The sequence below is a fragment of the Allobosea sp. P1_B10 genome (assembly GCF_056406735.1).
On record NZ_JBFTZP010000001.1, the window covers coordinates 524,203 to 548,597 of the forward strand.

Genomic DNA, 24,395 nt, shown 5'->3' on the forward strand with positions numbered 1-24,395 from the left:
TCCCTACCCGATCACCCGCTCGACGCGGCTGATCACCCGCTTTTCGCGCAGTTCGCTGATGATCGCGCTGAGATGCTTGAGGTCCCACACCGTCAGGTCGATCGTGACGTCGGTGAAATCCTGGTTCGGCCGAACCATCTGCACCGCGTCGATATTGCCGTCATGCTCGGCGATCGTCGTGGTGATCTGGGCGAGCGAACCGGGCTCGTTGATCGAGTTCAGCTTGATGCGGGCCGGGAATCTCTGCGGCACCTTGTCGTCGAGATCCCAGCGCACATCGAGCCAGCGCTCCGGTTCGTTGTCGAACGCCGCCAGCGCCGAGGACTGGATCGGATAGATCGTGACGCCCTCGCCCGGGGTCAGGATGCCGACGATCCGGTCTCCGGGCACGGCACCGCCGTCAGGCGCGAAGCGCACCGGCAGATCGCCGCCGAGGCCGCGAATCGGGATCGCGTTGGCCTCCGGCTTTTCGCCGGGTAGCTTGAACTTGAGGTTCTCGCCCTTGCGCAGCTCGAACCAGCCCGCGCCGCTCTGCGGTGCTGCCCCGGCACTCTTGGGGTCGACCGGCGAGCGCTTTTCGGCCTCGAGATCGGGGTAGACGGCCTTCACCACATCGCCGGAATACATCTCGCCGCGGCCGACGGCAGCCAGCACGTCATCGACGGTGGTTCGGGCGAGCCGCTTGAGCGCGGCCTTCAGCTTCTCATCGGTCAAGGGACGCTCGGCGCGTGTAAAGGCGCGCTCCAGGATCTGACGGCCGAGGCCCGCATATTGGCGGCGCACCGCGGTGCGCGTGGCGCGACGGATGGCGGCGCGGGCCTTGCCGGTCACGACCAGCGATTCCCAGGCAGCGGGAGGCGCCTGCCCCTCCGCGCGCGTGATCTCCACCTCGTCGCCATTGTCGAGTTCGGTGAGGAGCGGAGCGATGCGGCCGTTGATCTTGGCGCCGACTGCGCTGTTGCCGACATCGGTGTGGACGGCATAGGCGAAGTCGATCGGCGTCGCGCCACGCGGCAGGGCGATCAGGCGGCCCTTGGGCGTGAAGCAGAAAACCTGGTCGTGGAAGAGCTCGAGCTTGGTGTGCTCCAGAAACTCTTCCGGGCTGTCGCCTTCGGCCAGCAGGTCGACGGTGCGGCGCAGCCATTGGTAGGCGCGGCTCTCATCGGCGAACTGGACGAGTTCGGTGGTGCGGCCATCCTTGTAGTGGGCATGCGCCGCGATGCCGAACTCTGCGATGCGGTCCATCGTGTCGGTACGGATCTGCAGTTCGACGCGGCTATGCCCGGGCCCGACGACTGTGGTGTGGATCGAGCGATAGTCGTTCTGCTTGGGCGTCGAGATGTAATCCTTGTAGCGGCCAGGAACCATCGGCCAGGTCATGTGGACGATGCCGAGCACGCGATAGCAATCATCGGCGGAGTCGACGATGACGCGGAAGCCGAAGATGTCCGAGAGCTGCTCGAAGGAGACCGATTTGCGCTCCATCTTGCGCCAGATCGAATACGGCCGCTTGCGACGCCCGGAGACCTGGGCCTGGATGCCGCGCGCCGCGAGCTTCTCCTTGAGGTCCTTCTCAATGATGCCGATGACCTTGCCCTCGCGCTCGGTCACCTCTTCCAGGCGCTTGGTGACGGTCGCGTGGGCTTCCGGCTTGATATGGCGGAAGGCGAGTTCCTCGAGTTCCTCGCGGACCTCCTGCATGCCCATGCGGCCTGCCAGCGGCGCGTAGATCTCGGCCGTCTCCTCGGCGATGCGCAGGCGTTTCTCGGGCGCCATGAAGTGCAATGTGCGCATGTTGTGCAACCGGTCGGCGAGCTTGACCAGGAGCACGCGGACGTCGTCGACGATGGCGAGCAGCAGCTTGCGGAAGTTCTCGCCCTGGGCAGCCTTCTTCGAGACCAGGTCGAGCTTCTTGATCTTGGTGAGACCATCGACCAGGCGCCGGATATCGGGGCCGAACATGCTCTCGATTTCCTCGAGAGTGGCGGCGGTATCCTCGACGGTGTCATGCAGCACGGCTGCGACGATGGTCGCGTCGTCGAGCTTGAGATCGGTGAGGATCGCGGCGACTTCGAGGGGATGGGCGAAGAAGGGATCGCCGGAGGCGCGCTTCTGCGTGCCATGCGCGCGCATCGCGTAGACATAGGCCCGGTTGAGCAGGTCTTCGTCGGTGTTCGGATTATAGCTCCTGACTCTGTCAACGAGCTCGTATTGCCGCATCATACCCATGCGGGCCCTCTGTCCTGCCTGCCGAAATTTTGCAATGATTCAATATCCGCCGAGGCAAGCCCCCCGGCAAGGCGCATTTGCGTGGGGCGGGCATGAAAAAGCCCGGCAAAGCCGGGCTTTAGCAAATGCGGTGAAGATTTTGAATCAGCTCAATCTTCGTCGTCGGCGCTCTCGGTCGGCGGCACCAGGCCGTCGAGGCCGCGCAGGAGATCGTCCTCGCTCATGCGGTCGAACTGAACCTCGGAATCCGAGGCAGAAGCGTTGGGGACCGACGTCGTCAGCAGCGGCACGGTCTCGGCCTCGGGCTCGTCAACCTCGACATGCTTCTGCAGCGAGTGGATCAGGTCTTCCTTGAGATCCTCGGGCTTCAGCTTCTCGTCGGCGATCTCGCGCAGAGCGACGACGGGGTTCTTGTCGTTGTCGCGCGCGACCAGGATCGCGGAGCCCGACTGGATCATGCGGGCCCGATGGCTGGCGAGCAGCACGAGTTCAAAGCGGTTGTCGACCTTGTCGATGCAGTCTTCAACGGTTACGCGAGCCATGGCGCGGCTCCTTCTGATCTTAGCGATGCAGGGCAAGATGGTGTTGCCCCGGCCTTACAGCCAAAGTGCGGCGATTGCAAGATTTGCCCGCACCCCTGCCCGGCTCAGCCGCCCCGCATGCGCCGGACCAGATCGTCGAGGCTTGGTTCGCCGCGCTCATGTGCAGACTGCGCATGCCCGCCCGCCATCGCCGGCAACTCGTGCGGCTGCAGATCCGCAAAGCGCATCCGCATCGTGGTGGCCACCCCTTCGCCGAAGGCGATGGCCTCGCGATTGCCGATGGAGGAGAGGAAGTTGATCGTGCTCGCGGATGCATCTGCAATCGCCGAGCGGATGATCTGCTGGTCACGCTCGTTGGACAGGCGCATCGCGAAGATCGTCGAGCACTGCGACAGGATCGTCGCATCGAGTTCGCCGGGGCGCTGGGTCACGACGCCGAGATAGCAGCCATATTTGCGGCCTTCCTTCGCGATGCGGGCGATTGCCTGCCGGGTGGGCGCAAAGCCGAGCGCGGGATCTGACGGCACATAGCGATGCGCCTCTTCGCACAGCACGAGCACTTCGCAGGCGCCCTGGCTCGCCAGGGCGAGATCGAACGCAAGGCGCGAGAGCACCGAGGCGACCGCGTTGACGACCTCAGAGGGAAGACCGGCTAGCTGGAACGCCGTGATCGGCCGGCCCTGATGCGGCACCCGGAAGATCTGGCCGATGATCGGCGCCATCGTCTCGATCATGTTGGCGCGGGCGAACATGAATCGATAGCGCGGGTCAGCGTACAGGGCCTCGAGCCGGACCTTGAGCGAGCGCAGCGCTGCGCGCGGATAGCGCAGTTCGTGCAGGCCGATCAGCTCCTCGATCAGCGCGAAGACATCCTTCATGCGATAGGGCGTCGGGGCGTCGATGGCGCTGGCGACGGGCTCCGCTCCCTCTCGCGGCGCGCCGAGGTCGAGCGGCCGCTTGAGCAGGGTCGAGCCGAGGTCGCGTGCCATGTCCTGAGGCTTCGGGGCCCGGAATCGCATCCGCGCCGAGGCGATCACCTCGCGCAGGATGTCGACCTCCTCGTCCATGGCCGGGCGGCCACGGAAGACGACATCGCCGAGTTCATCGAGTCGGAACATCCAGAACGGCAGGTCGAGCGTCTCGCCGTCGATGGTGAGAGCCTTGTCGGGGAAGGCATGGGCGTATTCGTTGTGCGGATCGAGGATCAGGACGCGCAGGCGCGGCCGGTCCGCAATCGCCCGGCGCAGCAGCAGTGCCACGGCGCTCGACTTGCCGACGCCCGTCGTGCCCAGGATGGCGAAATGGCGCGACAGCATGCCGCCGATCGAGATGGTGGCGGGGACGCTTGGATCCTGCGTGAGATGGCCGACGACGACGCCGGAGCGCTCGCCGAGATCATGGACCAGCGCAAGGTCCCCGGTGCGGATGCGGTGAGCGATCGTGCCGATAGGCGGATAGGTGCTGACGCCGCTGCGGAAGCGCGCGGCCTCGCCATCGCGATCCGTCACCTCACCGAGCAGTTCGACCTGGGCGAGGATCGTGTTCTCGCCATCCTCGACCCATTGCGATTCGACGGCGCGGATCTCGTAGACGAGCCCGACGACGCGTGTGTCCCCGAGATTCATGGAGATCATCTTGCCGATGGTCCACGTATCGGGCCCGAGACGGTTGGCGGATGAGACCGTGCCGGCAATCGTGGCGCGTGAACCATCGCAAAAGACCACGCGCCCAAGCGTGCGCTCGGCCAATTGGTTGGGATCGCGACGATCCGCAGAGATATCGCTCTCGAAGATGCCTGTCTTTACTGCAAGTTGCACGACCCGACCGCCCCCCACTGCTCCGTCAATCCCTAGCGGTATCCGCTTTACGCTTACGATTACGTTTACCGTGCCTTCGCTGTTGCGATCACGGTTACTGAAACGCCAAGGAAGCGCGGCGCATGAACCTGAGAATCATCAGTAAAAGTCACCGCCGCGATCACATTCCCTGCCTTGAGCCGAGCCGGCACCGAGGCTATGCACAAGCCGTTGCAACAAGGGGTGGCCGGCGATGAATCGTTTGCGGTTGGGCGTGAATATCGATCATGTCGCGACGGTCCGAAACGCCCGCGGCGGCGCCCTGCCCGACCCGGTGCGCGCGGCCCATCAGGCTGTCGCCGCCGGCGCCGACGGCATCACCGCGCATCTGCGCGAAGACCGGCGCCATATCCGCGATTCCGATATCGAGCGCCTCGCGGCCGAATTGACCAAGCCGCTCAACTTCGAAATGGCGACGACCGACGAGATGATGGCGCTCGCGATCCGGCTGAAGCCGCACGCGGCCTGCCTCGTCCCGGAGAAGCGCGAGGAACGCACGACCGAGGGCGGGCTCGACGTCGTCGGGCAGGAGACTGCTTTGGCACCCCAGATCGCGCGCCTGCGCGACGCCGGCTGCCGCGTCTCGCTGTTCATCGAGGCCGACGAGGCGCCTATCGCGATCGCCGCCAAGCTGGGTGCGCCCGTGGTCGAACTCCATACCGGCACCTGGTGCCACGCCGTGCTCGACGGAGACGCGGCCAAGGCCGAGGTCGAGTTCGCGCGGCTGGCGCGCGGCGCAGCCTTCGGCGCGTCGCTCGGGCTTGAGATGCATGCCGGGCACGGGCTCGACTACGACACCGCGCGCATCCTCGCCGCCGTACCCGAATTCGTCGAGTTCAACATCGGCCATTTCCTGATCGGCGAGGCGATATTCATCGGGCTCGACGCCGCGCTGGGTCGGATGCGGCAAGCCATGGACGAGGGACGACGGACCTAGGTGCTTGTTCTTGCATCGGCCGAAAACCGCATTCCACTTTTCGGGCCGATGCTCTAAGCCCGCTTCATGATCCTCGGCATCGGCTCCGATCTCTGCGACATCACACGCATCGAGAAGTCGCTCGCGCGCTTCGGCGAGCGCTTCACCCATCGCGTCTTCACCGAGGGCGAGCGCGCCAAATCCGACCGTCGCGCGACACGGGCGGCATCCTATGCGCGCCGTTTCGCGGCCAAGGAGGCCTGCTCCAAGGCTCTCGGCACCGGCATGGCCGCGGGGGTGTTTTGGCGCGACATGGAGGTCATCAACCTGCCCGGCGGCCGGCCGACGATGCGGCTGACAGGCGGCGCGGCAGAACGGCTCAAGGCCATGACACCCGCCGGCTGCGAGGCCTTCGTGCATGTCACGATGACGGACGACCCGCCAATGGCGCAGGCCTTCGTCGTGATCGAGGCGCGTGCCATCGGGTAGGACCGGAGATCAGTCATGAGCGATGCAGCGGCAATGAGTACGGGCGTGCGGACGCATTTCGCCAACCAGGCCGATGCCTGCCGATCGCTCGGATCTCCCTTCACCGGGCTCGTCTGCGACCTTCTCGGAGAACGCCTCGATGAAACCAGCGGTTTCGGCGCGCGCATCCTGCACTGGCCCGGCGATCCGCGCGCCGATGCGCTCGCGCTGCGCGCCGCGGGGGGGCTGAATGCGCTGGCCCGTTCTGGCAGGGCCAAGGCGCTGTCCGCGCTCTACCCACCCGCCGCCACCGAGGCCAAGGTGCTGTGGCTGGGCCTGCTCGACGCTATCGCGGAGCATGACGCCTTTCTCACCGCCTATCTCGACAGCCCGCCGCAGACCAATGAGGTGCGGCGTTGCGCCGTGCTGCTGGGCGGCGCACTTGTCATTGCCAAGGCGACGGGCCTGCCGCTCGACCTGCTCGAGATCGGAGCCAGCGCAGGCCTCAATCTCGGCTTCGAGCGCTATCGCTACGACCTCGGCGGCATGAACTGGGGCGATGCCGCCTCGCCCGTGACCGTACGCAGCGAATGGCGCGGAGCGCCGCTGCCGCCGCTCGACGCAAGGCTGGAGATTGCCGCGCGACAGGCTTGCGACCTCAACCCGCTAAACCCATCGGATTCGGCCGACCGTGCACGCGTGATGTCCTATATCTGGCCGGACCAGGCCGCGCGCATTTCTGCGACCGAGGCCGCCTTCGATGCCGCCGCCGCAAGGCCCTGGCGGGTCGAGCGGGCAGATGCCGCGGACTGGGTCGAAGCCAGGCTGGGCGAGCCTGCCCAGGCGGGCCGGGCGCGCGTGCTGATGCACACGATCATGTGGCAGTACATGCCCGAGGCGATCCAGCAGCGGATTGCGGAGGCGATGGCCCGGGCCGGCGCGCTGGCGACGGTGGAACGCCCCCTCGCCTGGCTGCGCATGGAAGCGGATGCGCAAAAGACCAGCGCCGCGGTGACGCTGACCCTCTGGCCGGGTGGGCATGAGCGAGAGATCGCCCGTGCCGATTTTCACGGCCGCTGGGTCGACTGGCGATAAGACATCCGCCAGCCGCCGCAGCCAGGCCGGCTTCAGCCGCGTCCGGTGACCTCGCCCTGGGGCTCGTCGCTGAGCCAGCGATAGATCACGCCGCCAAGCACGCCGCCGATCAGCGGAGCGACCCAGAACAGCCAGAGCTGCTGGATTGCCCAGCCACCGACGAACAGCGCCGGACCGGTGCTGCGGGCAGGGTTCACCGAGGTGTTGGTCACCGGGATGCTGACAAGGTGGATGAGGCAGAGGGCCAGGCCGATGGCGAGCGGAGCGAAGCCGGCGGGCGCCTTGCCATGGGTCGCGCCCATGATGACGAACAGGAAGACCGCCGTCATGACGACTTCCATGGTGAAGGCCGAGACCAGGTTGTACTTGCCCGGTGAATGCTCGGCATAGCCGTTCGAGGCGAAGCCGCCGGCCAGATCGAAACCGGGTGCGCCCTTGGCGATGAAGTAGAGCAGCGCCGCGGCAATGACGCCGCCGACGACTTGCGCCACGATGTAGGGCACCACCTGGCTGCCGGGGAAGCGACCGCCGGCGGCGAGACCAACGGTCACAGCCGGATTGAGATGGCAGCCCGAGATGTGGCCGATTGCGTAGGCCATCGTCACGACGGTGAGGCCGAAGGCCAGCGAAACGCCGAGGAGACCGATACCGACCTGCGGAAAACCCGCCGCGATCACGGCGCTGCCGCAACCGGCAAAGGTCAGCCAGAAGGTGCCGATCGCTTCCGCGACATATTTCTTTGTATTCATTGCAAAACCCCCAGTTCCGGAGAATCGACATTGCTGCTTGCGCAGGCAGTGGTCAATTGCCGCAGGGCATAGGCCTATCGACCGGGGAAGCGGGCCCATGCGGCTCGTTCTTGCCCGTCGCTCACCGGATTGAACCCCTCTCCTGCTGCCGCGTTGCAACAAAATTCGCAGCGATCGGGAGCCCGCATGGATTTCACGGACGACACGCCGCGCTGGCTCGTGGCTCAGCTCGGCTTCCTGCCCTCGTGGCTGGTGAGCGCGCTCGTCTTCGCCATGGCTGTCGGGCTGGCCGTGGTGGTGCACCGGTTCGTCTTCGCCATCCTGACGCGGCTTGTGGCCCGCATGGACCTGTTCTGGCGCTCGCTGGTTTCGCGCACGCACGGCCCGACGCGGTTCGCCATCATCACCGTGGCGCTTGCATTCGCAGCCAGCGTGTCGCCGCTCACAGCCGGACAGGCCGCGCTTATCCGGGCGAGCCTGCTCCTCTGCTTCATCGCCCTCACCGGCTGGATCGCCAAGACGGCGCTGCACATCTGGACGACAGTTTATCTGCGCCGCTTCAAGCTCGACGCCGAGGACAACCTGCTGGCGCGCAAGCACGTCACCCAGACGCGCATCCTGCGTCGCGTCGGCGATTTCATGATCGTCATCATCGCCTTCTCCGCGATGCTGATGACGTTCGACGGCGTCAGGCAGTACGGCGTCAGCCTGCTCGCGTCGGCGGGCGCGGCAGGCCTCGTGGTCGGCCTGGCCTTGCAACCGGTGCTGAAGAACGTCTTCGCGGGCATCCAGCTCGCCGTTACGCAACCGATCCGCATCGACGACGCGCTGCTGGTCGAAGGCGAGTGGGGCAACGTCGAGGAAATCACCTCGACCTATGTCGTCGTCAGGCTCTGGGACTGGCGCCGGCTGATCCTGCCGCTGAGCTATTTCATCGAGAAGCCGTTCCAGAACTGGACGCGCGACAATGCCGCCCTGATCGGCACTGTGATGATCTATCTCGACTACGAGACGCCGATCGAAGCCGTGCGTGCCAAGGTCGAGGAGATCGCCGCCGCCTCGAAACTCTGGGACCGACGCGTCGTCAATGTCCAGGTCACGGATTTCCGCCAGTCCACGATGGAGGTCCGCATCCTGGTCAGCGCGGGGACGTCGCCGCGCGCCTTCGACCTGCGCTGCGAGGTCCGCGAGAAGCTGATCGCCTTCCTCCAGCGCGAGCATCCGCGCTCCCTGCCGCGAATTCGAGCCGAGCAACCGCAACCCTCGATGAACGCACCCCTGCCCGTCGCTCTGGTGCGCGCGGAAAACGCCGCCGGCTGATAAGATGCTCCGGCGGCGGGGCCCGGCGTTGTCCGGCGGACAATAGTCAGATAGACCGCGCGCTACAGCCCAGACAGGAGCGCCCGCGTGGCCAACGACGTCGAAACCAAAAGCAAAGCGGCCAAGGACGAGGGTGGAATCCTCGAGACGATCAAAGTCGTCGTCCAGGCCCTGCTGATCGCGCTGGTGATCCGCACGCTGTTGTTCCAGCCCTTCAACATTCCCTCCGGCTCGCTGATCCCGACGCTGCTGATCGGCGACTACCTGTTCGTCTCGAAATACACCTATGGCTATTCCAAGCACTCGATCCCGTTCAGCCCGCCATTGTTCTCGGGGCGCGTCTGGGCGGCAGAGCCCAAGCGCGGCGACATTGCCGTGTTCAAGCTGCCGAGCGACAATTCGACCGACTACATCAAGCGCGTGATCGGCCTTCCGGGCGACCGCATCCAGATGATCGACGGCATCCTCCACATCAACAACACTCCCGTGAAGCGCGAGAAGATCGCCGATTTCGTCACCACCGATAACTGGGGTCGCAGCGCGCCAGTCGTCCAGTATCGCGAGACGCTGCCCAATGGCGTCTCCCACCAGATCATCGAACGCGAGGGCGATACCGGCACCTTCGACAACACGCCGGTCTTTAGCGTGCCGCCCGGCCACTTCTTCATGATGGGCGACAACCGCGACAATTCGCTGGATTCACGCGACCGCAGCGTCGGATTCGTGCCCTTCGAAAATTTCGTCGGCCGTGCCGAGATCATCTTCTTCTCGATCGAGGACGGTGCTTCCGCCTGGCGCGTCTGGGAGTGGCCCTGGACGGTGCGCTGGAACCGCCTGTTCAGCGGCATCAAGTGAGCAAGTCGAGCGAACAGGGGCGCAAGACCCCCGACCTGTCGCGGCTGGAAGCCACGCTGGGCCACAGCTTCAAGGATCGCAGCCTGCTGGCAACGGCGCTGACGCATATGAGCGCAGAGGCCTCGCGCCTGGGCAGCTACCAGCGCCTCGAATTTCTCGGTGACCGGGTGCTCGGCCTCAGCGTCGCCGACATGCTGTTCAAGCGCTTCCCGCAGGCAGAGGAAGGCGACATGTCGCGCCGCCTCGCCGATCTCGTGCGCAAGGAAACCTGCGCGGAGGTGGCGCTGGCCTGGGATCTCGGCTCCTTCATGAAGCTCGGCGACGGCGAGATCCTCGCCGGCGCACGCAAGAACAAGGCGATCCTCGCCGATGCCTGCGAGTCGGTTATCGGTGCGGTCTTCATCGATGGCGGCTATGATGCGGCCCGCGGGCTCGTCGAGCGCGCACTGGGTGAACGGCTCGAAAAGCCGGTTAAGCCCTTGCGCGACGCCAAGACCGCGCTGCAGGAATGGGCGCAGGGCCGAGGCTATCCGACGCCAACCTATACCGAGCGCGGCCGCTCGGGCCCTGACCACGCTCCGCGTTTCCGCATAGCGGCGCGGATCACCGGGCTTGTCGATGCCGAAGCCGAGGGGCCATCCAAGAGGCTGGCCGAACAATCCGCTGCAGAAGCCTTCCTGCGCCGCGAAGGGCTCTGGGGCGAGACCATGGAGAATAACAATGGCTGAGGCGCAAGCCCCAACGCGCTGCGGTTTCGTGGCGCTGATCGGCGCTCCCAACGCCGGCAAGTCGACGCTGCTGAACCAGTTGGTCGGCGCGAAAGTTTCGATCGTCTCGCGCAAGGTGCAGACGACGCGTACCCAGGTTCGCGGCATCGCCATGTCGGGCGCCGCACAGGTGATCTTCGTCGACACGCCGGGCATTTTCGCGCCCAAGCGCCGGCTCGACCGCGCCATGGTGACGAGCGCCTGGGGCGGCGCCACCGACGCCGACCTGATCGGCGTGCTGATCGATGTCGAACGCTTCGACAACGAGGAGAACACCCGCCTGCTCGAAAAGCTCGGTGAGCTGAAGCAGCCGAAATTCCTGATCCTCAACAAGATCGACCTGGTCGCGAAGGAGAAGCTGCTCGAGATCACCACCAAGGTGAACGAACTGGGCCGCTTCGAGTCGACCTTCATGATCGCGGCGCTGACCGGCTACGGCGTCAAGGACGTTCTGGCCTGGCTCGAAACCCGTCTTCCGCCCGGCCCCTGGCTCTATCCGGAGGATCAGATCTCGGATGCGCCGCTGCGCTTCCTGGCCGCCGAGATCACCCGCGAGAAGATCTTCGAGCGCCTGCACGACGAACTGCCCTACCGCTCGACCGTCGAGACAGAGCAGTGGCAGGAGCGCCCCGACGGTTCGGTGCGCATCGAGCAGACGATCTATGTCGAGCGCGAGGGCCAGCGCAAAATCGTGCTCGGCGAAGGCGGACAGACGATCAAGTCGATCGGCCAGAAGGCGCGCATCGAAATCGCGGAAGCCGCCGAGCAGAAGGTGCACCTGTTCCTGTTCGTGAAGGTCCGGGAAAACTGGAGCGACGATCCGGAGCGCTATCGCGAGATGGGTCTGGAATTCCCGAAGGCGTGATCTCCGGGGTGGGTGCTCCCGCCCCTGCCGCCAGGCCATAGAGCATTTTTCGGTCCACCCGGACCGTCACAATGCTCTATGAATCCACCCTGTCGCGTCGTTTTCGCGCGAAACGGTTTCACTTCGCTCGAAGACGCGCCCAGCATGCAGCCGCTCAGTACTGACGAACAAGGCCGCAGCCACAGGCTTCAGCATCTGCGGGCCTTCGCTGCGATCTGCGTGGTGGTGTATCACGCGTCGTTCTATCTGAACGGATTTCGCGGCGATGGCCGCTTCGTCGCCGTGTTCGGCGGCTATTTCGGCGCCTACGGTGTCGCGGTGTTCTTCGCGCTGTCGGGCTACCTGATGGCCGAACTGATCCGGCGTGACACGCCCGCGAAATTCCTGGTCAGCCGGCTGGCGCGAATCTATCCGCCAATGCTGCTGATCACCGGCCTTTTCGTGCTGGTCTTCGCGGCGCTGGGACGCGCCCGCGGCGTCGATGCGATCGCTTTGACACTCGTCCCGGTCGGGCCGCGGGGCTATTTCCTCGCGGTCGAGTGGACGCTCATCTACGAGATGACTTATTACGTCGTCCTGACCCTGCTGGCCTTTGCCGGGCTTGCGCGTTTCGGCGTGGCCTTCGCCCTGATCTGGCTCGCGGTCCTTGCCATTGCCTGGATTTCCGGGACCGGGCGCCTCGACATCTCGACCCCGATCCTGAGCGAGTTCCCGTTCGGAATCCTCAACCTTCCCTTCGTGCTCGGCTTCCTGGCCTCCTCCGGCAAGCGCCGAGGCCTGCTACCGCCCGGGCTGCCATTGGCGAGCGCGGCGTCCGCCATTGGTGCTGCCCTGGCGGACGCCGAATATCTCAGGCTGCTGACGGGCCTTTCCGCGAGCTTTCTCGTCGCATCCGTGGTGCGCGCGCCTGCCCCGCACGCGCCGGGACGTTTCGACCGGATCGGCGTGCGGCTCGGCGACGCCAGCTATGTGCTCTACCTCAGCCATGTCCTGATCTTCGAGGTTCTCCTCATCCTGCTGCCGCAGCAGATCCCGACGCCCCTGCTCTGGCTGGTCTGGATCGCTGCGGCCATCGGGCTCTCCCTGCCCTTGGGCAGCGCCGACCTCGCCTTGCATCGCTGGCTGAAGCGCCGGATCGCGCAGGCGACCCCGGCCAAGCTCCTCTGGCTCGCCGTGGTCTTCATCGGCCTCTTCGTGACTGTCGCGGGCATTTTCGAGATGCAGGTTCGCCAGCAGCGGGCCGATCGCATCAAGGCCGAGCAGACGCTGCTGGCTCGCCAACCGAGCATACAGGCCAGCATTCGCAGCGAGATCGATTCGGTGCAGCGACGCGCGGATGGCAGCTGGACCGTGCGCGGCTATGGCATCGACCTCGACGATCCCCATGCAGTCGCGCACATCGCCGTGATGCAGAATAGCCGCGTCCTGGCACTCGACCGCATGACTCGCATGCGCAGCGCGACCGCGCGCGACCTCGGCCGGCCGGACATCGCCAAGCGGCGCTTCGGCTTCTCGGTCGACCTACCAGCCGACTTCGAATGCCGGCAAGGCCCCCTGGAAGCTCGGCTGGTCATGACCGACGGGCGCGTCGTCACTGTCGCGCAACGCCCGGGCGCCACGATCTGCCCCTGAGCAGTCGCTTATCCAGCACAGTCTAGTTCAGGTCACCACCTGGCCTGTTTGCGATTGTGGCGCTCCCTGCTAGGAAAATGGCAGGACGAGAGCGAAAAAATGGCCGATGTGACTAACCAATCCATGCCGCAGGCGCTGCGGGGCGCAGGTTTTACTGCCGCCGAGACATCGGGCGCGACGGCATCTGCGCTCGTACGCAACGCCAGGCTTCAGTATTTGCGGGGCTTTGCGGCTATCGCCGTCGTCGTCTATCACGCTGCCCATTACGTAGAGAAGATCACGGGCGGAAAGGCGCTCATCGCCATTTTTGGTGATTTCTGGGGCGCCTATGGCGTCGCCATTTTCTTCGTCCTGTCGGGCTATCTGATGGCGCAGCTCAGCTTGCGCGACGATCCGCGCCGCTTCCTGCTCAACCGAATCCTTCGCATCTATCCGATGATGCTGGTGGTCGTCGCAATCGCCCTCGTGGGCTACTTCGCGACCGGCTTCGGCAAGCGCCCCGACCTCGTCGCATTGTCTCTAGTCCCGGCGGGGCCTCGCGACTATTTTCTCGGCGTCGAATGGACCCTGCTGTTCGAGATGACCTATTACGTCATCATCGCGGCCATGACGCTGATCGGCTTGCGAGCCTGGCTCGAATGGGTCTTCGCCGCCTGGCTAGTTGCGCTCGTCGTCATGGGCGTCACCGATACCGCACCGTTCGCGACCGCGACGCCGACCATCAGCCAGTTGTTCGGACAATCGGCGAACTGCGCCTTCCTGTTCGGCTTCCTGCTGCCGCGCATACTGGAGAAGCGATGGGTGCCCTCGGCGCCCGTGCTTTGCATGCTGGCCGTGCCGTTCGCGGTGATCGGGCTCTACACGGTCGATACGACCCTGCTGCGCTGGCCCTCGGGTCTCTCGGCGCTGCTTTTGGTCGGGGCCGCGCTGAAGGCCGCGCCCGTGACGAATCTCGGTTTCGCACACAGGGTCGGCCTCCGCCTCGGCGATGCCAGCTACGCGCTCTATCTCTGCCACATGCCGCTGATCGTCATCACCGGCAACCTCGTCTCCACCTCTACGCCCGGGCTCGTGCTCTGGCTTGCCTGGAGTGCCGGGGCGATTGCGCTTGCGCTGGTGCTCGGCCCGGTTGACCTGAGGCTTCATGCCCTGCTCAAGCGCTGGGCCGACAAGCTCTCACCGCAAACCGTCTCACGCTCGGCTTTTGCGGGCATCGCCGCCTTCGTCGGCATTGCGGTGGCCATGGATATCGACGAGCGGCTGACGCGGAAGGCTGCGGATACGGCGCGCGCGCATTATAGCAACAACCCCGCGAGCCCCCTGCCGAGCGTCATCGCAGGCGTCGACAGCACGATGCCTCTCGACGATGGACGGCTGGTCTTGCGCGGCTACGGCATCGACGCATCGGCACCCGATGAGGATTCGCATGTCGTGATCGAGCAGGGTGGCAAGCCGATCGGGTTCGACCGGATGCGGCGCATGCGTCCCAGGATCGCAGACCAGGCCTCAAGGCCCGATCTCAAATCCTATCGATTCGGCTTCTCGCTGGTGACCTATGAGCGCTTCTCCTGCGCCAACGGCCCCCTGAGCGCCAAACTGATCCTGTCCGACGGACGCGTCGCGACGATCACCAGCCCAACCCTGGAGACAATCTGCCCGGCGAAGTAGGCGAGGATTGCGCGGCCGCGAGATCGGGTTCAAGAGGGTCGCAAAATGACTCCAACCCGAGAGCCGACCATGACCGACGCCGAAGTGCTTGCCGAATTCCGCGACGCCGGGGCCTTGCTGGAAGGGCACTTCATCCTGTCCTCGGGCCTGCGCAGCCCGGTCTTCCTGCAGAAGATGGCCATCTTCCAGGACCCGGTCCGCACCGAGCGCCTCTGCAAGGCGCTGGCCGCCAAGATCGAAGCGCAGTTCGGCACCGTCGACTACGTCGTCTCCCCGGCGGTGGGCGGCATCGTGCCGGGCTACGAGACCGCGCGGCACCTCAAGGCCAAGGCGATCTTCGTCGAGCGCGAGGACGGTCAGTTCCGCCTGCGCCGCGGCTTCGCCATTCCCAAAGACGCGCGGGTCGTGATGGTCGAGGACATCGTCACCACGGGCCTGTCGTCGCGCGAATGCCTGGCCTCGATCGCTGCCGAACCCGGAACGATCCTGGGCGCCGCCTGCCTCGTCGATCGTTCGGCGGGCCGTGCCGATCTCGGCGTGCCGCTGGTGAGCCTCGTGCAACTCGACATTCCGGCCTATGCGCCCGACGCCCTGCCCCCCGAGCTGGCCGCGATTCCCGCCATCAAGCCCGGAAGCCGCGGCCTCAGCGCCTGACGCAAAGTCTCGGCCGACTGCGGCTAGACGTCGCACGAGTGAACAGTCGTAAGCGAGGAAACGACTGTCATTCGACATTGTTAGACCGCGTTTTTTTGCGACACCTGGCTGTTCAGCGTTATTTCGAGCAGGAGTTATTGCCATGGCCGTCGATCCAAAGATCGCACTTTTTATCGATGGCGCAAATCTTTACGCGACGTCGAAGCAACTCGGCTTCGACATGGACTATCGCCGGTTGCTCAAGGAATTCCAGGGGCGGGGCAACCTGATCCGGGCGTTCTATTTCACGACGCTCGTGGAGAGCGAGGAGTATTCCTCGATCCGACCTCTGGTCGACTGGCTGGACTACAATGGCTACCGGGTCATCACCAAGGCAGCCAAGGAGTTCACCGACGCCACCGGTCGCCGCCGCGTCAAGGGCAACATGGATATCGAGCTGGCCATCGAGATGCTCGAGCTCGCGCCCCATCTCGACCAGATCTACCTGTTCTCAGGTGACGGCGATTTCCGGCCGCTGGTCGAGGCCGTTCAGCGCAAGGGTGTGAAGGTCTCGGTCGTCTCGACGATTTCCACCAACCCGCCGATGGTATCAGACGAACTGCGCCGGCAATGCGATGATTTCCTCGATCTCGCGCAGTTGATGCAGAAGATCGGACGGGACCCGTCCGAGCGCGCCTCGCGCGGGGCGGTCGTCGCGGGCGCGCCGGGCGCGCCAGCCAATCCGGGTCTGGAGAGGCGCTACGGAATTCGCCAGGGAGACGAGCCGGCGGAAGGCTGAGCACTCCTTCCGAAAACTGGAAAGGGCCGCTGACGCGGCCCTTTCTGCATTCACAGGTCAACGCATCCCGCGGTGGCACGCAGTCTAACCGGCTGTGCCGGCCTTCATGATCCTGGCCTTGTCGCGGTTCCAGTCGCGGTTCTTCTCGGTCTCGCGCTTGTCGTGCAGCTTCTTGCCGCGTCCCAAACCGAGCTCGACCTTGGCGCGACCCTTGTCGTTGAAATACACCTTGAGCGGAATGACGGTGTAGCCGTCGCGCTGGATCGCGCCCATCAGCTTGTTGATCTGGCGCCGGTGAAGCAGCAGCTTTCGCGGCCGCTTGACGTTGTGGTTGAAGCGGTTGGCCTCGAGATACTCCGGGATATGGGCGTTGAACAGGAAGAGCTCCGTGCCCATCGGCCCGGCATAGCTCTCGCCGATCGTCGCACGCCCGCCGCGCAGCGACTTGATCTCGGTGCCCTGCAGGGCGATGCCGGCCTCCAAGGTCTCGATGATCTCGTAGTTGTAGCGTGCCTTGCGGTTATCGGCCGCGAGCTTGAAGCGATCGGGATCGAGTTTGCTCATGCCGACAATCCGATTCCATTGGTATTCACGAGCGCCGCCATCTCCTCGAAATCCGATTCAACCATCGGGCACAAGCCATTGAAGACGTCGCGAAATTCCGCATGGGGACGCGTCTGCGCATGGTGCTCGGCGCGGTACTCGATCTTGCTGTAGCTCGGCTCGTACATCATCTGTCTCCCGGCGTTGGCCGGGGTGACCGGATCAAACGCGAACTCTCTATCTAGGCATTCAGCAGGCCGGCGAAAACCATCGCCTCGCGAATGACCTTGCCTGTCGGCGCCGTCACCGGCAGCAGCGGTAGGCGGACCTCCTCCTGGATCCGGCCGAGCAGGGCCAGTCCATGCTTAGCGCCGGCAAGGCCCGGCTCCTTGAAGATCGCGTCATGCAACGGCACCAGCCGGTCCTGCAGCTTGAGGCCGGTAGCATAGTCGCCCTTGAGCACGGCGTTCATCAGGTCGGCGCAGGATTTCGGCGCGACATTGGCGACAACCGAGATGCAGCCATGGCCGCCGGCAGCCATGTAAGCCAGCGCGGTCATATCTTCGCCCGAAAGCTGGATGAAGTCCGGACCCATCGCATGGCGCTGCTGGGACACGCGAGCGAGGTTTGCGGTCGCGTCCTTCACGCCGGCGATGTTCTTGAGTTCGTAGAGCCGGGTCATGGTCTCGACCGACATGTCCACGACCGAGCGCGGCGGGATGTTGTAGATGATGATCGGGATGCCGACCGCATCGTTGACGGCCTTGAAGTGCTGATACAGGCCTTCCTGGGTCGGCTTGTTGTAATAGGGGGTCACCACCAGAACGGCATCGGCACCAGCCTTCTCGGCATGGATCGCGAGKTCGATCGCCTCGCTCGTGCTGTTGGAGCCGGCGCCGGCAATCACCGGCACACGGCCCTTGGCCTGCGCGATGACGATCTCGACCACGCTCTTGTGCTCGGCGTGGCTCAGGGTCGGGCTCTCCCCTGTCGTGCCGACGGGGACCAGGCCGGTCGAACCGCTCTCGATCTGCCAGTCCACCAAAGCGCGCAAAGCGTCCTCGTCGATGGCGCCGCCTTTGAAAGGCGTAACCAGCGCAGGCATCGAGCCGGAAAGGGCAATTTGCTTGGTCATGGGCGAACGTCCTGACAGGGAAGGCAATAGAGGGCCGACAGACATAAACCCTTGGCAGGCCGGGGCAAAGCCGGCAACCCATTAAAAAGCGTGGTCCTATGGTTAAGGCTTCATCAACCCCCCTCGCCCACCATCACGGATAATGCATGTCTCTTCGGAGCCCGTGATGGCGCCCACACCCGCTCGCAAGCGGCTGGCCTGCCTCGTCCTGCCGTTGCTTTTGTCGAGCACGGTGCTGCAGGCCGGCGATGACCGCATCCACCCGTCCCAGCAACCGCAGCGGGCGAGCCTTGAGCTCGACATCACCGCGTCGCTGTCGTCCCACCCCGACGAGCAACTGCGCCTTGCCGCAGTGGCCGACCCCGAGCAGGTCAAGGCTGCGGTCGCGGCCTATCGGCGGGGAGCTCTCGCAGAGGGCGATACCATCGCAGCCACGATCGATGATCGCGTGGCTCGCGCGCTGCTGGAATGGGTCGCGCTGCGCAGCGGTGCCAATGCGATGCCGTTCTCCAGGCTGAACGGCTTCCTGCGAAGCTATCCGAATTACCCCGCGACCGCCCTGTTTCGGCGCCGGGCCGAGGAAGCGTTGATCTCCGAGAAGAAGAGCCCCGCGGTCATCCGTGCCTTTTTCCATGCACAGCGCCCAATCAGCCCTGCGGGGCGCGTCGCGCTGGCGCTTGCGCTCAAGACAGAGGGCGCCAGGGACGAGATGGGCATGATCGTCCGCCAGCTCTGGCGGCAAGATCAGTTCGGCGAGGCGCTGGAGAAGATCGTGCTCGCCGAATTCGGCGATGTGCTTGCACGCGACGACCATCGCCTGCGCACCGAGCGCTACCTGTTCAAGGAGAACGCCTCGGCCGCCCTGCGCAACGCCGCCCGCGTCTCCCCCGACTACGTCACGCTGGCAAAGGTCCGGCTCGCCAGCGCCAAGTCACGGCAGCCGATCGCGCCTGCGCTGATTGCGGGCGTGCCGGCCGCGCTCAAGGGCGACGTCTCATTCGCTTTCCTGCAGGCGCAGCAGGCACGGCGCGCAGACAAACTCGCTGACGCGGCCAAGGCTCTCGCGTCTGTGCCGCGCGACCCAGCCCTGCTCGGCGACGGCGACGAATGGTGGACCGAACGTCGCGTGATTGCACGCAAGCTGCTCGATCTCGGCGATGCCGCCCGTGCCTATGAGGTCTCGGCCGGGCATGGCGCGGAAAGCAATGCCGAGCGCATCGACGCCGAATGGCATGCAGGCTTCATCGCGTTGCGCTTCCAGGATGATGCAGCCAAGGCGTCCGCTCATTTCGAGGCGGCGGCCAAGCTGGCGGAAACCCCGATATCGGTCGCCCGCGCCGCCTACTGGCAGGGCCGCGCCGCCGAGGCGCTCGGCAAGGCCGAACTGGCGCGCGAAGCCTATGAGCGAGCAGCAGCGCACCCGATCGCCTATTACGGGCAGTTGGCGCGGGCCCGCCTCGGGCTGCGCGGCCTGCCCTTGCGCCGCACCGCCTCGGCCGCATTGATGCATCTCCCCGGCCACCAGGGATTGCGCCTGCTCTACCGGATCGGTGCGCGCGACCTGGCCGGCATCATGCTGTCGGATCTCGCGCAGAGGCTGCACACGACGCCGGCGCTGGAAGCAATCGCGGCCATCGCCAAGAGCGAAGGCGATGTCCGCGCCCAGTTGGCCATCGGTAAACAGGCGCTGCAGCGCGGCTTTCCACTCGATGCGGCTGCGTTCCCGACCTCTGGCGTGCCCGACTTCGATGTCCTTGGCGATCCGATGGAACGTGCCATCGTGCATGCGATCGCCAGGCAGGAAAGCGCCTTCGACCCTGCCGCGAGCTCCCATGCCGGCGCACGCGGTCTGATGCAGATGATGCCGGCGACCGCGCGCGAGACCGCGCGCCGCGCCAACCTGCCCTTCGATTGGCCGCGGCTGGGCCGCGACGCGCTCTACTCCGCACAGATGGGCGCTGCCCATCTCAACGATCTCCTGAAGGAATGGCGCGGCTCATACATCCTCACCTTCGCCGCCTACAACGCCGGCTCGGGCAATGTGAAGAAATGGATTGCCGCCTATGGCGATCCGCGCAGGCCGGATGTCGACGCCGTGGACTGGGTCGAGCGCATCCCGTTCTACGAAACCCGCAACTATGTTCAGCGGGTGATGGAGAACCTGCAGGTCTATCGCGAGCGGCTCGACCAGCGCACCGCCTATCTCATCGATTGGGATCTGAAGCGCGGAGGCCCGAGGGAGTGAGGCCTGCGGCATGGCGGTGCGATAGTGCCGTGCGATCCGCGCAGCTTTTGAAACGGCAGGGATCCGTGGTTAGCTGGCGACAATAGCCACGATGACGGACCTGCGGATGACCAGCGATACCGGCTTCACCTCGCTCTTCGTCAGCGCACGCGACGGTTTGAGGCTTCATGCCCGCGATTATGGCCCGCTTGCCGCCGAAGCGCTGCCCGTGGTCTGCCTCCCCGGATTTGCCCGCACGGCCGCTGATTTCCACGAGCTGGCGCTGGCGCTCGCGCAAGACGAGGCGCGACCGCGACGCGTATTGGCGCTGGACTATCGCGGGCGTGGGCGCTCGGACTACGACAAGGACTGGAAGAACTACGATATCCGCTTCGAGCTCGACGATCTCATGCAGGTCCTCGTCGCAGCCGGCATCGAAGCGGCGATCTTCATCGGCACCTCGCGCGGTGGTCTGCTGACCATGGCGCTCGCGGCGGCGCGGCCAGCTCTGATCAAGGGCGCCGTGCTCAACGATGTCGGCCCCGTTATCGACGCACGCGGGCTGCTGAGGATCAGGGGCTATGTCGGCAAGATGCCGGTACCGCGCAGCTATGCCGAGGGTGCGGAAATCCTGAAGCGCCTCTCCGATCAGCAGTTTCCGCTATTCGGGGAAGCCGAATGGGAGATGATGGCGCGGCGGACCTGGGCCGACCGCGATGGCCGCCTCGTCACCGACTACGATCCGAATCTCCTGAAAGTGCTCGAGGAACTGGACCTCGAGGCGCCGCTCCCGGTGCTATGGAGCTACTTTGCCGGACTGAACGGCGTACCTGTCCTCGCGATCCGGGGGGCGAATTCGGACCTTCTGGCACAGGCGACGCTCACCGAGATGGAGGCGCGCCACCCCGACTGCCAGATTTTCGTCGCGCCGGGACAGGGCCATGCACCTCTGCTTGGCGCCAGGGATATGGTGCGCCGGATCGGCAAGCTGATCGCGCGCGCCGAGCGGTTGGCGGCCTGAGGCTCAGGCGCTGGAGGCTTTCAGCGCCTCGCTGCCAGACGTGGAGCCCTCAGATGCCGCCTCCAGAGACTTCGCCTGCTCGATCCATTCCTCGCGCTCAATACGGCCGGGGAAGGCCAGATAGCTGCCGACCCACTCGATATTCTCTGGCGTCCAGTTGGCGATCTGCTCGAAATGCCAGATCCCTAGCGCGTGCAGGCGCTCTTCGTTCTGGGGCCCTATGCCCTTGATAACCTTGAGATCGTCGGGCGTCGCATAGCGCGCTGCGACCAGTCCACTGGGACGTCGACCCGGAATGCTGTCCTGGTTCTCGACCTTCGGAAGTTCGGCAACGGACTCGGCGCCTGCCTTGGAGGCGGCGACGACCGGCATCGCTACAGCGGCTTCTATCGCCGAGGTCGCCTGCGCCACGTATTGCGGCTTCAGGATCGCTCCCAGCACGCAGCCGGCGACATAGGCGCCAACGAAGAGCAGCGCGCTCTCGATCCAGAGCGCTACGACACCGTTGAGCGCCTGCGTCCATGTCAGGGCAGCCGCGACCGCGCAGGCCGCGGCGAGATAGCCGAGCTTGGGGTGCCAGAGCTGGCGCGCGGCGCCGTCCCGGCCAAGCCACCCCATGACGAAGCCGAGCCCCAAGGCGGCGACCAGGAACCAGGCGAATTGTGAGGCGAGATACAGCATGTTCGCCCCTATTTCGCGACGGTGAATTGGACGCGGCGATTCATCGCGCGAGCCTCGGGAGCACCATGGGGCACGATCGGCCTCGCCGTTCCGAAGCCACTGACTTCGAGCTGTGCCGGGTCAATGCCGCGTCGGACCAGTTCGTCGCGAACCCGCAAAGCGCGGCGTTGCGACAGATCGCGATTGTTGTAGCCGCGCGCATCGCCATCGCGATTGGCGTGCCCCTCGACAGTGATCCGCGAGGTCGGGCACTGCTTCAGGATCGTGAAGGCCTCGTTGATGACGCGCTCCGTCGTCGGATCGAGGTTGACGACCGCCGTGCCCTGACCGAACAGCACCGAATTGCGCTGGGTCAGCGCATCGAGATCGTTCTGGCAGGTGTTGGGGGGATCGATGACACAGCCCGTCTGACGCAAGCCGATGATCGCCTCGACCTTGAGGCCGCTCTGGCTCTCGGCAGCGCTGGTCTCGACCTCGCTCTTGATCAACTCGCGGCAGGTCAGCCCACGGATCACAACGCCCGTGTCGGTGATTTCGGCGCTTCCCATGTCCAGGCGCAGCAGATCCGCGAGGGCCAGCCGCGTCGCCGCTGCAAAACCGGTGGGAGCGCTGGGAACGAGGGTAGAGCTGTCGCTGAACTTGCCCTTGAGCGGCGAGGCCTCGACGAGCGCCGCGAGCGCATCCCGGCTGGCGGCATCGGGCAAATATCCCGAGATGTCAACGCCGGATTTGTCGACCGAAATCGAGAGATCGTAAGGCCTTACCGCGAAACTGGAGGCCTGCGGGCGCAGCTGAAGCCCACCCGGCAACGGCGTCCGCGCCAAGGCCGCCTGCAGGCCACGCCAACCCGCCTCGCCAGCCACATCGCCGGCAAGCGTGATTCCGGTCCCGGCAAGAGACACGACGCCGCTCCTCATATGCCCGAGCAATTCAAAGGCGAAGCGCGTCGCGGCCGGGTAGTCGGCATCCCTGGCGAGGTTGGCCTCGACCGTCATGCGATCGTCGAGCGATCCCGCATCTGCAAGTTCGGCGGCGGCAGCCCGCAGGCTGACGCGCGCTGCCTCGTCTGGAACCGAGCCGGTGACGACGAGACCCTGAGGGGTCTTCTCTGCCTGCCAAACAAGCGCGACAGGGGGAGGCGCCGGCAGCGGGGCGACCGGTGGCGCAGGAGCGACCTGAGGCGGCGCCGGCGCTGGCGCGGCGGCCTGTGCCGGTGCCTCGACGGGCGGGGGCTCGATGGGGACGAAAACCGGCGGGATGTCCGGAAGGGGCGGCATGGGCGGCAACGGTGGCGGCGCGTCTGGACAGGCAATCGTGGCCTGCGCGACTGAATCGGGCCCGTCGAGCTGCGCGATCTGGAGGCGCAGCGCCTGGCAGGCCTCGTAAGTCTCGGGGCCCTGGCCGGAAATTGCGTAGGTATCGCCTGTCAGCTCCACCTTGCCGTTGCGCAGGCGCGCAAGCTCGCCGATTGCCCGTGTCGCCTTGGCGAGAAACGCTGCCGGAGCCCCAAGCGCCGGCTTGGTCAGGTCGTCGATCCGAGCATCGGGAAAGCTCGCGCGCAGCTGCGCCGTGAGCCGGTTTCGTATGTCGTCGGAGGGAAAATGGCCGGAAATGCCGAGGCTGCCATCCGCCTTGCGTTCGGCGCTCCAGGCATAGGGCGATATCACGGGCGGCTCGAGCTGGCATTCGACGGCCTGAAAGCCCCCCGAAGCGAGCGTTCCCAGCGTCGCCTTGAGTGCGAGATAGGCATCGGAGCTGTCCGCCTTGCCTTCGATGCAGAAGCGCTGGTCGTCGAGCGCGATCTTGCCGGAAGCCAGTTTCGGAAGTTCGGCCAGCACCGCCCTTGTCATCGCCGCGAAGCCGGCGGGCGCGCCGAAGGCCAGCTCCTGGCGGTCCTCGATCCGAAGTCCCGGTCGCGCGGCGGCCGCAGCCGCCACATTGGCCTTGGCCGTTGCCTCGTCGGGGACGAAGCCACCCAGTGTGACGACCTGATCCTGGCGCGTCGCAGACCAGCTATAGGGTTTCTGCGCGACGACCTGCGAAAGCCCCCCCAACGCGCGGCGGATGCCGAACTCCGCGTTGAGCTGCGCGATCGCCTTCGCCGCACCGTCAGCCGACAACGCCTCGCCGCCGATGATGACATCGCGCCCCACGACGCGCGCAGTGACCGGCCTGGCACCGGGCGCCTCGCCGGCCAGTGACACTGCAGCGGCGATCGAACGACGCCCGACATCCTGCTGGATCCCGTCGTCGAGGAAGACGTTGCCTGCACCCCATAGGCACGCGAGAGGTGCCAGACCCCAAAGCCAACGCAGTGGTTGCGCCATCCCTACTCCCCGCAGCCCGCCGGCATCGCGCATCGAACCGACGGACTCAAATCAGGCCGTATAGCGAGGC

At 65.6% G+C, this 24,395-nt stretch carries 22 protein-coding genes; 13 read left to right on the forward strand and 9 right to left on the reverse strand.

Going from position 1 to position 24,395, the window contains the following annotated elements:
• Positions 1–3: 3 nt before the first annotated feature.
• The 3 genes from AC1D2L_RS02700 to AC1D2L_RS02710 form a co-directional block, all read right to left on the reverse strand.
• On the reverse strand, positions 4–2,223 hold the full coding sequence (locus tag AC1D2L_RS02700) for a RelA/SpoT family protein (protein WP_476844660.1): 2,220 nt from the start codon (positions 2,221–2,223) through the stop codon (positions 4–6).
• A 155-nt stretch (positions 2,224–2,378) separates the two neighbouring features.
• A complete protein-coding gene (gene rpoZ, locus AC1D2L_RS02705; RefSeq protein WP_476844264.1) occupies positions 2,379–2,771 on the reverse strand; it encodes a DNA-directed RNA polymerase subunit omega in 393 nt (130 codons plus the stop codon).
• Positions 2,772–2,875: 104 nt separating this feature from the next.
• On the reverse strand, positions 2,876–4,588 hold the full coding sequence (locus tag AC1D2L_RS02710; RefSeq protein WP_476844265.1) for an ATP-binding protein: 1,713 nt from the start codon (positions 4,586–4,588) through the stop codon (positions 2,876–2,878).
• Between the two features lie 232 nt (positions 4,589–4,820).
• Here AC1D2L_RS02710 and AC1D2L_RS02715 point away from each other — a divergent pair, with 232 nt between their 5' ends.
• The 3 genes from AC1D2L_RS02715 (at position 4,821) to AC1D2L_RS02725 (ending at position 7,106) form a co-directional block, all read left to right on the forward strand.
• Positions 4,821–5,564, forward strand: coding sequence for a pyridoxine 5'-phosphate synthase (locus AC1D2L_RS02715; protein WP_476844266.1), 744 nt, complete (start codon positions 4,821–4,823; stop codon positions 5,562–5,564).
• Between the two features lie 66 nt (positions 5,565–5,630).
• A complete protein-coding gene (gene acpS / locus AC1D2L_RS02720; RefSeq protein ID WP_476844267.1) occupies positions 5,631–6,032 on the forward strand; it encodes a holo-ACP synthase in 402 nt (133 codons plus the stop codon).
• Between the two features lie 15 nt (positions 6,033–6,047).
• On the forward strand, positions 6,048–7,106 hold the full coding sequence (locus AC1D2L_RS02725; RefSeq protein ID WP_476844268.1) for a DUF2332 domain-containing protein: 1,059 nt from the start codon (positions 6,048–6,050) through the stop codon (positions 7,104–7,106).
• A 32-nt stretch (positions 7,107–7,138) separates the two neighbouring features.
• On the opposite strand, the gene aqpZ is transcribed toward AC1D2L_RS02725, so the two are convergent.
• The gene (gene aqpZ / locus AC1D2L_RS02730; protein ID WP_476844269.1) at positions 7,139–7,855 is read right to left on the reverse strand and encodes an aquaporin Z; all 717 of its coding nucleotides are present in this window, start codon (positions 7,853–7,855) and stop codon (positions 7,139–7,141) included.
• A gap of 186 nt (positions 7,856–8,041) precedes the next feature.
• Here aqpZ and AC1D2L_RS02735 point away from each other — a divergent pair, with 186 nt between their 5' ends.
• From AC1D2L_RS02735 to AC1D2L_RS02770, 8 genes are all read left to right on the forward strand, one after another.
• Positions 8,042–9,175: a mechanosensitive ion channel family protein gene (locus tag AC1D2L_RS02735; RefSeq protein WP_476844270.1), complete on the forward strand. Its 1,134-nt coding sequence runs from the start codon at positions 8,042–8,044 to the stop codon at positions 9,173–9,175.
• An 87-nt stretch (positions 9,176–9,262) separates the two neighbouring features.
• On the forward strand, positions 9,263–10,030 hold the full coding sequence (gene lepB, locus AC1D2L_RS02740) for a signal peptidase I (RefSeq protein ID WP_476844271.1): 768 nt from the start codon (positions 9,263–9,265) through the stop codon (positions 10,028–10,030).
• Complete coding sequence (rnc, locus tag AC1D2L_RS02745; RefSeq protein WP_476844272.1) at positions 10,027–10,758, forward strand: ribonuclease III; 732 nt, start codon at positions 10,027–10,029, stop codon at positions 10,756–10,758. The genes lepB and rnc overlap by 4 nt, the downstream gene beginning before the upstream one ends.
• Positions 10,751–11,662, forward strand: a complete 912-nt coding sequence (era, locus tag AC1D2L_RS02750) for a GTPase Era (protein WP_476844273.1) — start codon at positions 10,751–10,753, stop codon at positions 11,660–11,662. The genes rnc and era overlap by 8 nt, the downstream gene beginning before the upstream one ends.
• 144 nt (positions 11,663–11,806) lie before the next feature.
• Positions 11,807–13,294 (forward strand): acyltransferase family protein, encoded by a 1,488-nt coding sequence (locus AC1D2L_RS02755; RefSeq protein ID WP_476844274.1) that lies wholly within the window; start codon positions 11,807–11,809, stop codon positions 13,292–13,294.
• Between the two features lie 99 nt (positions 13,295–13,393).
• On the forward strand, positions 13,394–14,962 hold the full coding sequence (locus tag AC1D2L_RS02760; protein WP_476844275.1) for an acyltransferase family protein: 1,569 nt from the start codon (positions 13,394–13,396) through the stop codon (positions 14,960–14,962).
• A 69-nt stretch (positions 14,963–15,031) separates the two neighbouring features.
• Positions 15,032–15,616, forward strand: coding sequence for an orotate phosphoribosyltransferase (pyrE, locus tag AC1D2L_RS02765; RefSeq protein WP_476844276.1), 585 nt, complete (start codon positions 15,032–15,034; stop codon positions 15,614–15,616).
• A gap of 142 nt (positions 15,617–15,758) precedes the next feature.
• A complete protein-coding gene (locus AC1D2L_RS02770) occupies positions 15,759–16,394 on the forward strand; it encodes a LabA-like NYN domain-containing protein (protein ID WP_476844277.1) in 636 nt (211 codons plus the stop codon).
• A gap of 84 nt (positions 16,395–16,478) precedes the next feature.
• Here AC1D2L_RS02770 and smpB read toward each other — a convergent pair whose 3' ends face one another.
• The 3 genes from smpB to dapA are packed head-to-tail and all read right to left on the reverse strand — an operon-like array spanning position 16,479 to position 18,072.
• Positions 16,479–16,958, reverse strand: a complete 480-nt coding sequence (smpB, locus tag AC1D2L_RS02775) for an SsrA-binding protein SmpB (RefSeq protein ID WP_476844278.1) — start codon at positions 16,956–16,958, stop codon at positions 16,479–16,481.
• Complete coding sequence (locus AC1D2L_RS02780; protein WP_476844279.1) at positions 16,955–17,125, reverse strand: hypothetical protein; 171 nt, start codon at positions 17,123–17,125, stop codon at positions 16,955–16,957. The genes smpB and AC1D2L_RS02780 overlap by 4 nt, the downstream gene beginning before the upstream one ends.
• 53 nt (positions 17,126–17,178) lie before the next feature.
• Positions 17,179–18,072, reverse strand: a complete 894-nt coding sequence (gene dapA / locus AC1D2L_RS02785; protein WP_476844280.1) for a 4-hydroxy-tetrahydrodipicolinate synthase — start codon at positions 18,070–18,072, stop codon at positions 17,179–17,181.
• A gap of 166 nt (positions 18,073–18,238) precedes the next feature.
• On the opposite strand from dapA, the gene AC1D2L_RS02790 reads away from it, so the two are divergent.
• Together AC1D2L_RS02790 and AC1D2L_RS02795 are read left to right on the forward strand one after the other, a co-directional pair.
• Positions 18,239–20,317: a lytic transglycosylase domain-containing protein gene (locus AC1D2L_RS02790; RefSeq protein ID WP_476844281.1), complete on the forward strand. Its 2,079-nt coding sequence runs from the start codon at positions 18,239–18,241 to the stop codon at positions 20,315–20,317.
• Between the two features lie 106 nt (positions 20,318–20,423).
• On the forward strand, positions 20,424–21,317 hold the full coding sequence (locus AC1D2L_RS02795) for an alpha/beta fold hydrolase (RefSeq protein WP_476844282.1): 894 nt from the start codon (positions 20,424–20,426) through the stop codon (positions 21,315–21,317).
• A 3-nt stretch (positions 21,318–21,320) separates the two neighbouring features.
• Here the strand turns inward: AC1D2L_RS02795 and AC1D2L_RS02800 are convergent, their stop codons facing one another.
• Both AC1D2L_RS02800 and AC1D2L_RS02805 read right to left on the reverse strand, forming a co-directional pair.
• A complete protein-coding gene (locus AC1D2L_RS02800) occupies positions 21,321–21,998 on the reverse strand; it encodes a hypothetical protein (protein WP_476844283.1) in 678 nt (225 codons plus the stop codon).
• Positions 21,999–22,006: 8 nt separating this feature from the next.
• Positions 22,007–24,325 (reverse strand): OmpA family protein, encoded by a 2,319-nt coding sequence (locus AC1D2L_RS02805; RefSeq protein WP_476844284.1) that lies wholly within the window; start codon positions 24,323–24,325, stop codon positions 22,007–22,009.
• Positions 24,326–24,395 lie beyond the last annotated feature (70 nt).

Coding starts and splice junctions, on each gene's coding strand:
- AC1D2L_RS02700 (WP_476844660.1), bottom strand. CDS start 2,223: ATGATGCGGCAATACGAGCTCGTTGACAGAGTCAGGAGCTATAATCCG.
- rpoZ (WP_476844264.1), bottom strand. CDS start 2,771: ATGGCTCGCGTAACCGTTGAAGACTGCATCGACAAGGTCGACAACCGC.
- AC1D2L_RS02715 (WP_476844266.1), top strand. CDS start 4,821: ATGAATCGTTTGCGGTTGGGCGTGAATATCGATCATGTCGCGACGGTC.
- acpS (WP_476844267.1), top strand. CDS start 5,631: ATGATCCTCGGCATCGGCTCCGATCTCTGCGACATCACACGCATCGAG.
- AC1D2L_RS02725 (WP_476844268.1), top strand. CDS start 6,048: ATGAGCGATGCAGCGGCAATGAGTACGGGCGTGCGGACGCATTTCGCC.
- aqpZ (WP_476844269.1), bottom strand. CDS start 7,855: ATGAATACAAAGAAATATGTCGCGGAAGCGATCGGCACCTTCTGGCTG.
- AC1D2L_RS02735 (WP_476844270.1), top strand. CDS start 8,042: ATGGATTTCACGGACGACACGCCGCGCTGGCTCGTGGCTCAGCTCGGC.
- era (WP_476844273.1), top strand. CDS start 10,751: ATGGCTGAGGCGCAAGCCCCAACGCGCTGCGGTTTCGTGGCGCTGATC.
- AC1D2L_RS02755 (WP_476844274.1), top strand. CDS start 11,807: ATGCAGCCGCTCAGTACTGACGAACAAGGCCGCAGCCACAGGCTTCAG.
- AC1D2L_RS02760 (WP_476844275.1), top strand. CDS start 13,394: ATGGCCGATGTGACTAACCAATCCATGCCGCAGGCGCTGCGGGGCGCA.
- pyrE (WP_476844276.1), top strand. CDS start 15,032: ATGACCGACGCCGAAGTGCTTGCCGAATTCCGCGACGCCGGGGCCTTG.
- AC1D2L_RS02770 (WP_476844277.1), top strand. CDS start 15,759: ATGGCCGTCGATCCAAAGATCGCACTTTTTATCGATGGCGCAAATCTT.
- smpB (WP_476844278.1), bottom strand. CDS start 16,958: ATGAGCAAACTCGATCCCGATCGCTTCAAGCTCGCGGCCGATAACCGC.
- AC1D2L_RS02780 (WP_476844279.1), bottom strand. CDS start 17,125: ATGTACGAGCCGAGCTACAGCAAGATCGAGTACCGCGCCGAGCACCAT.
- AC1D2L_RS02790 (WP_476844281.1), top strand. CDS start 18,239: ATGGCGCCCACACCCGCTCGCAAGCGGCTGGCCTGCCTCGTCCTGCCG.
- AC1D2L_RS02795 (WP_476844282.1), top strand. CDS start 20,424: ATGACCAGCGATACCGGCTTCACCTCGCTCTTCGTCAGCGCACGCGAC.
- AC1D2L_RS02800 (WP_476844283.1), bottom strand. CDS start 21,998: ATGCTGTATCTCGCCTCACAATTCGCCTGGTTCCTGGTCGCCGCCTTG.
- AC1D2L_RS02805 (WP_476844284.1), bottom strand. CDS start 24,325: ATGGCGCAACCACTGCGTTGGCTTTGGGGTCTGGCACCTCTCGCGTGC.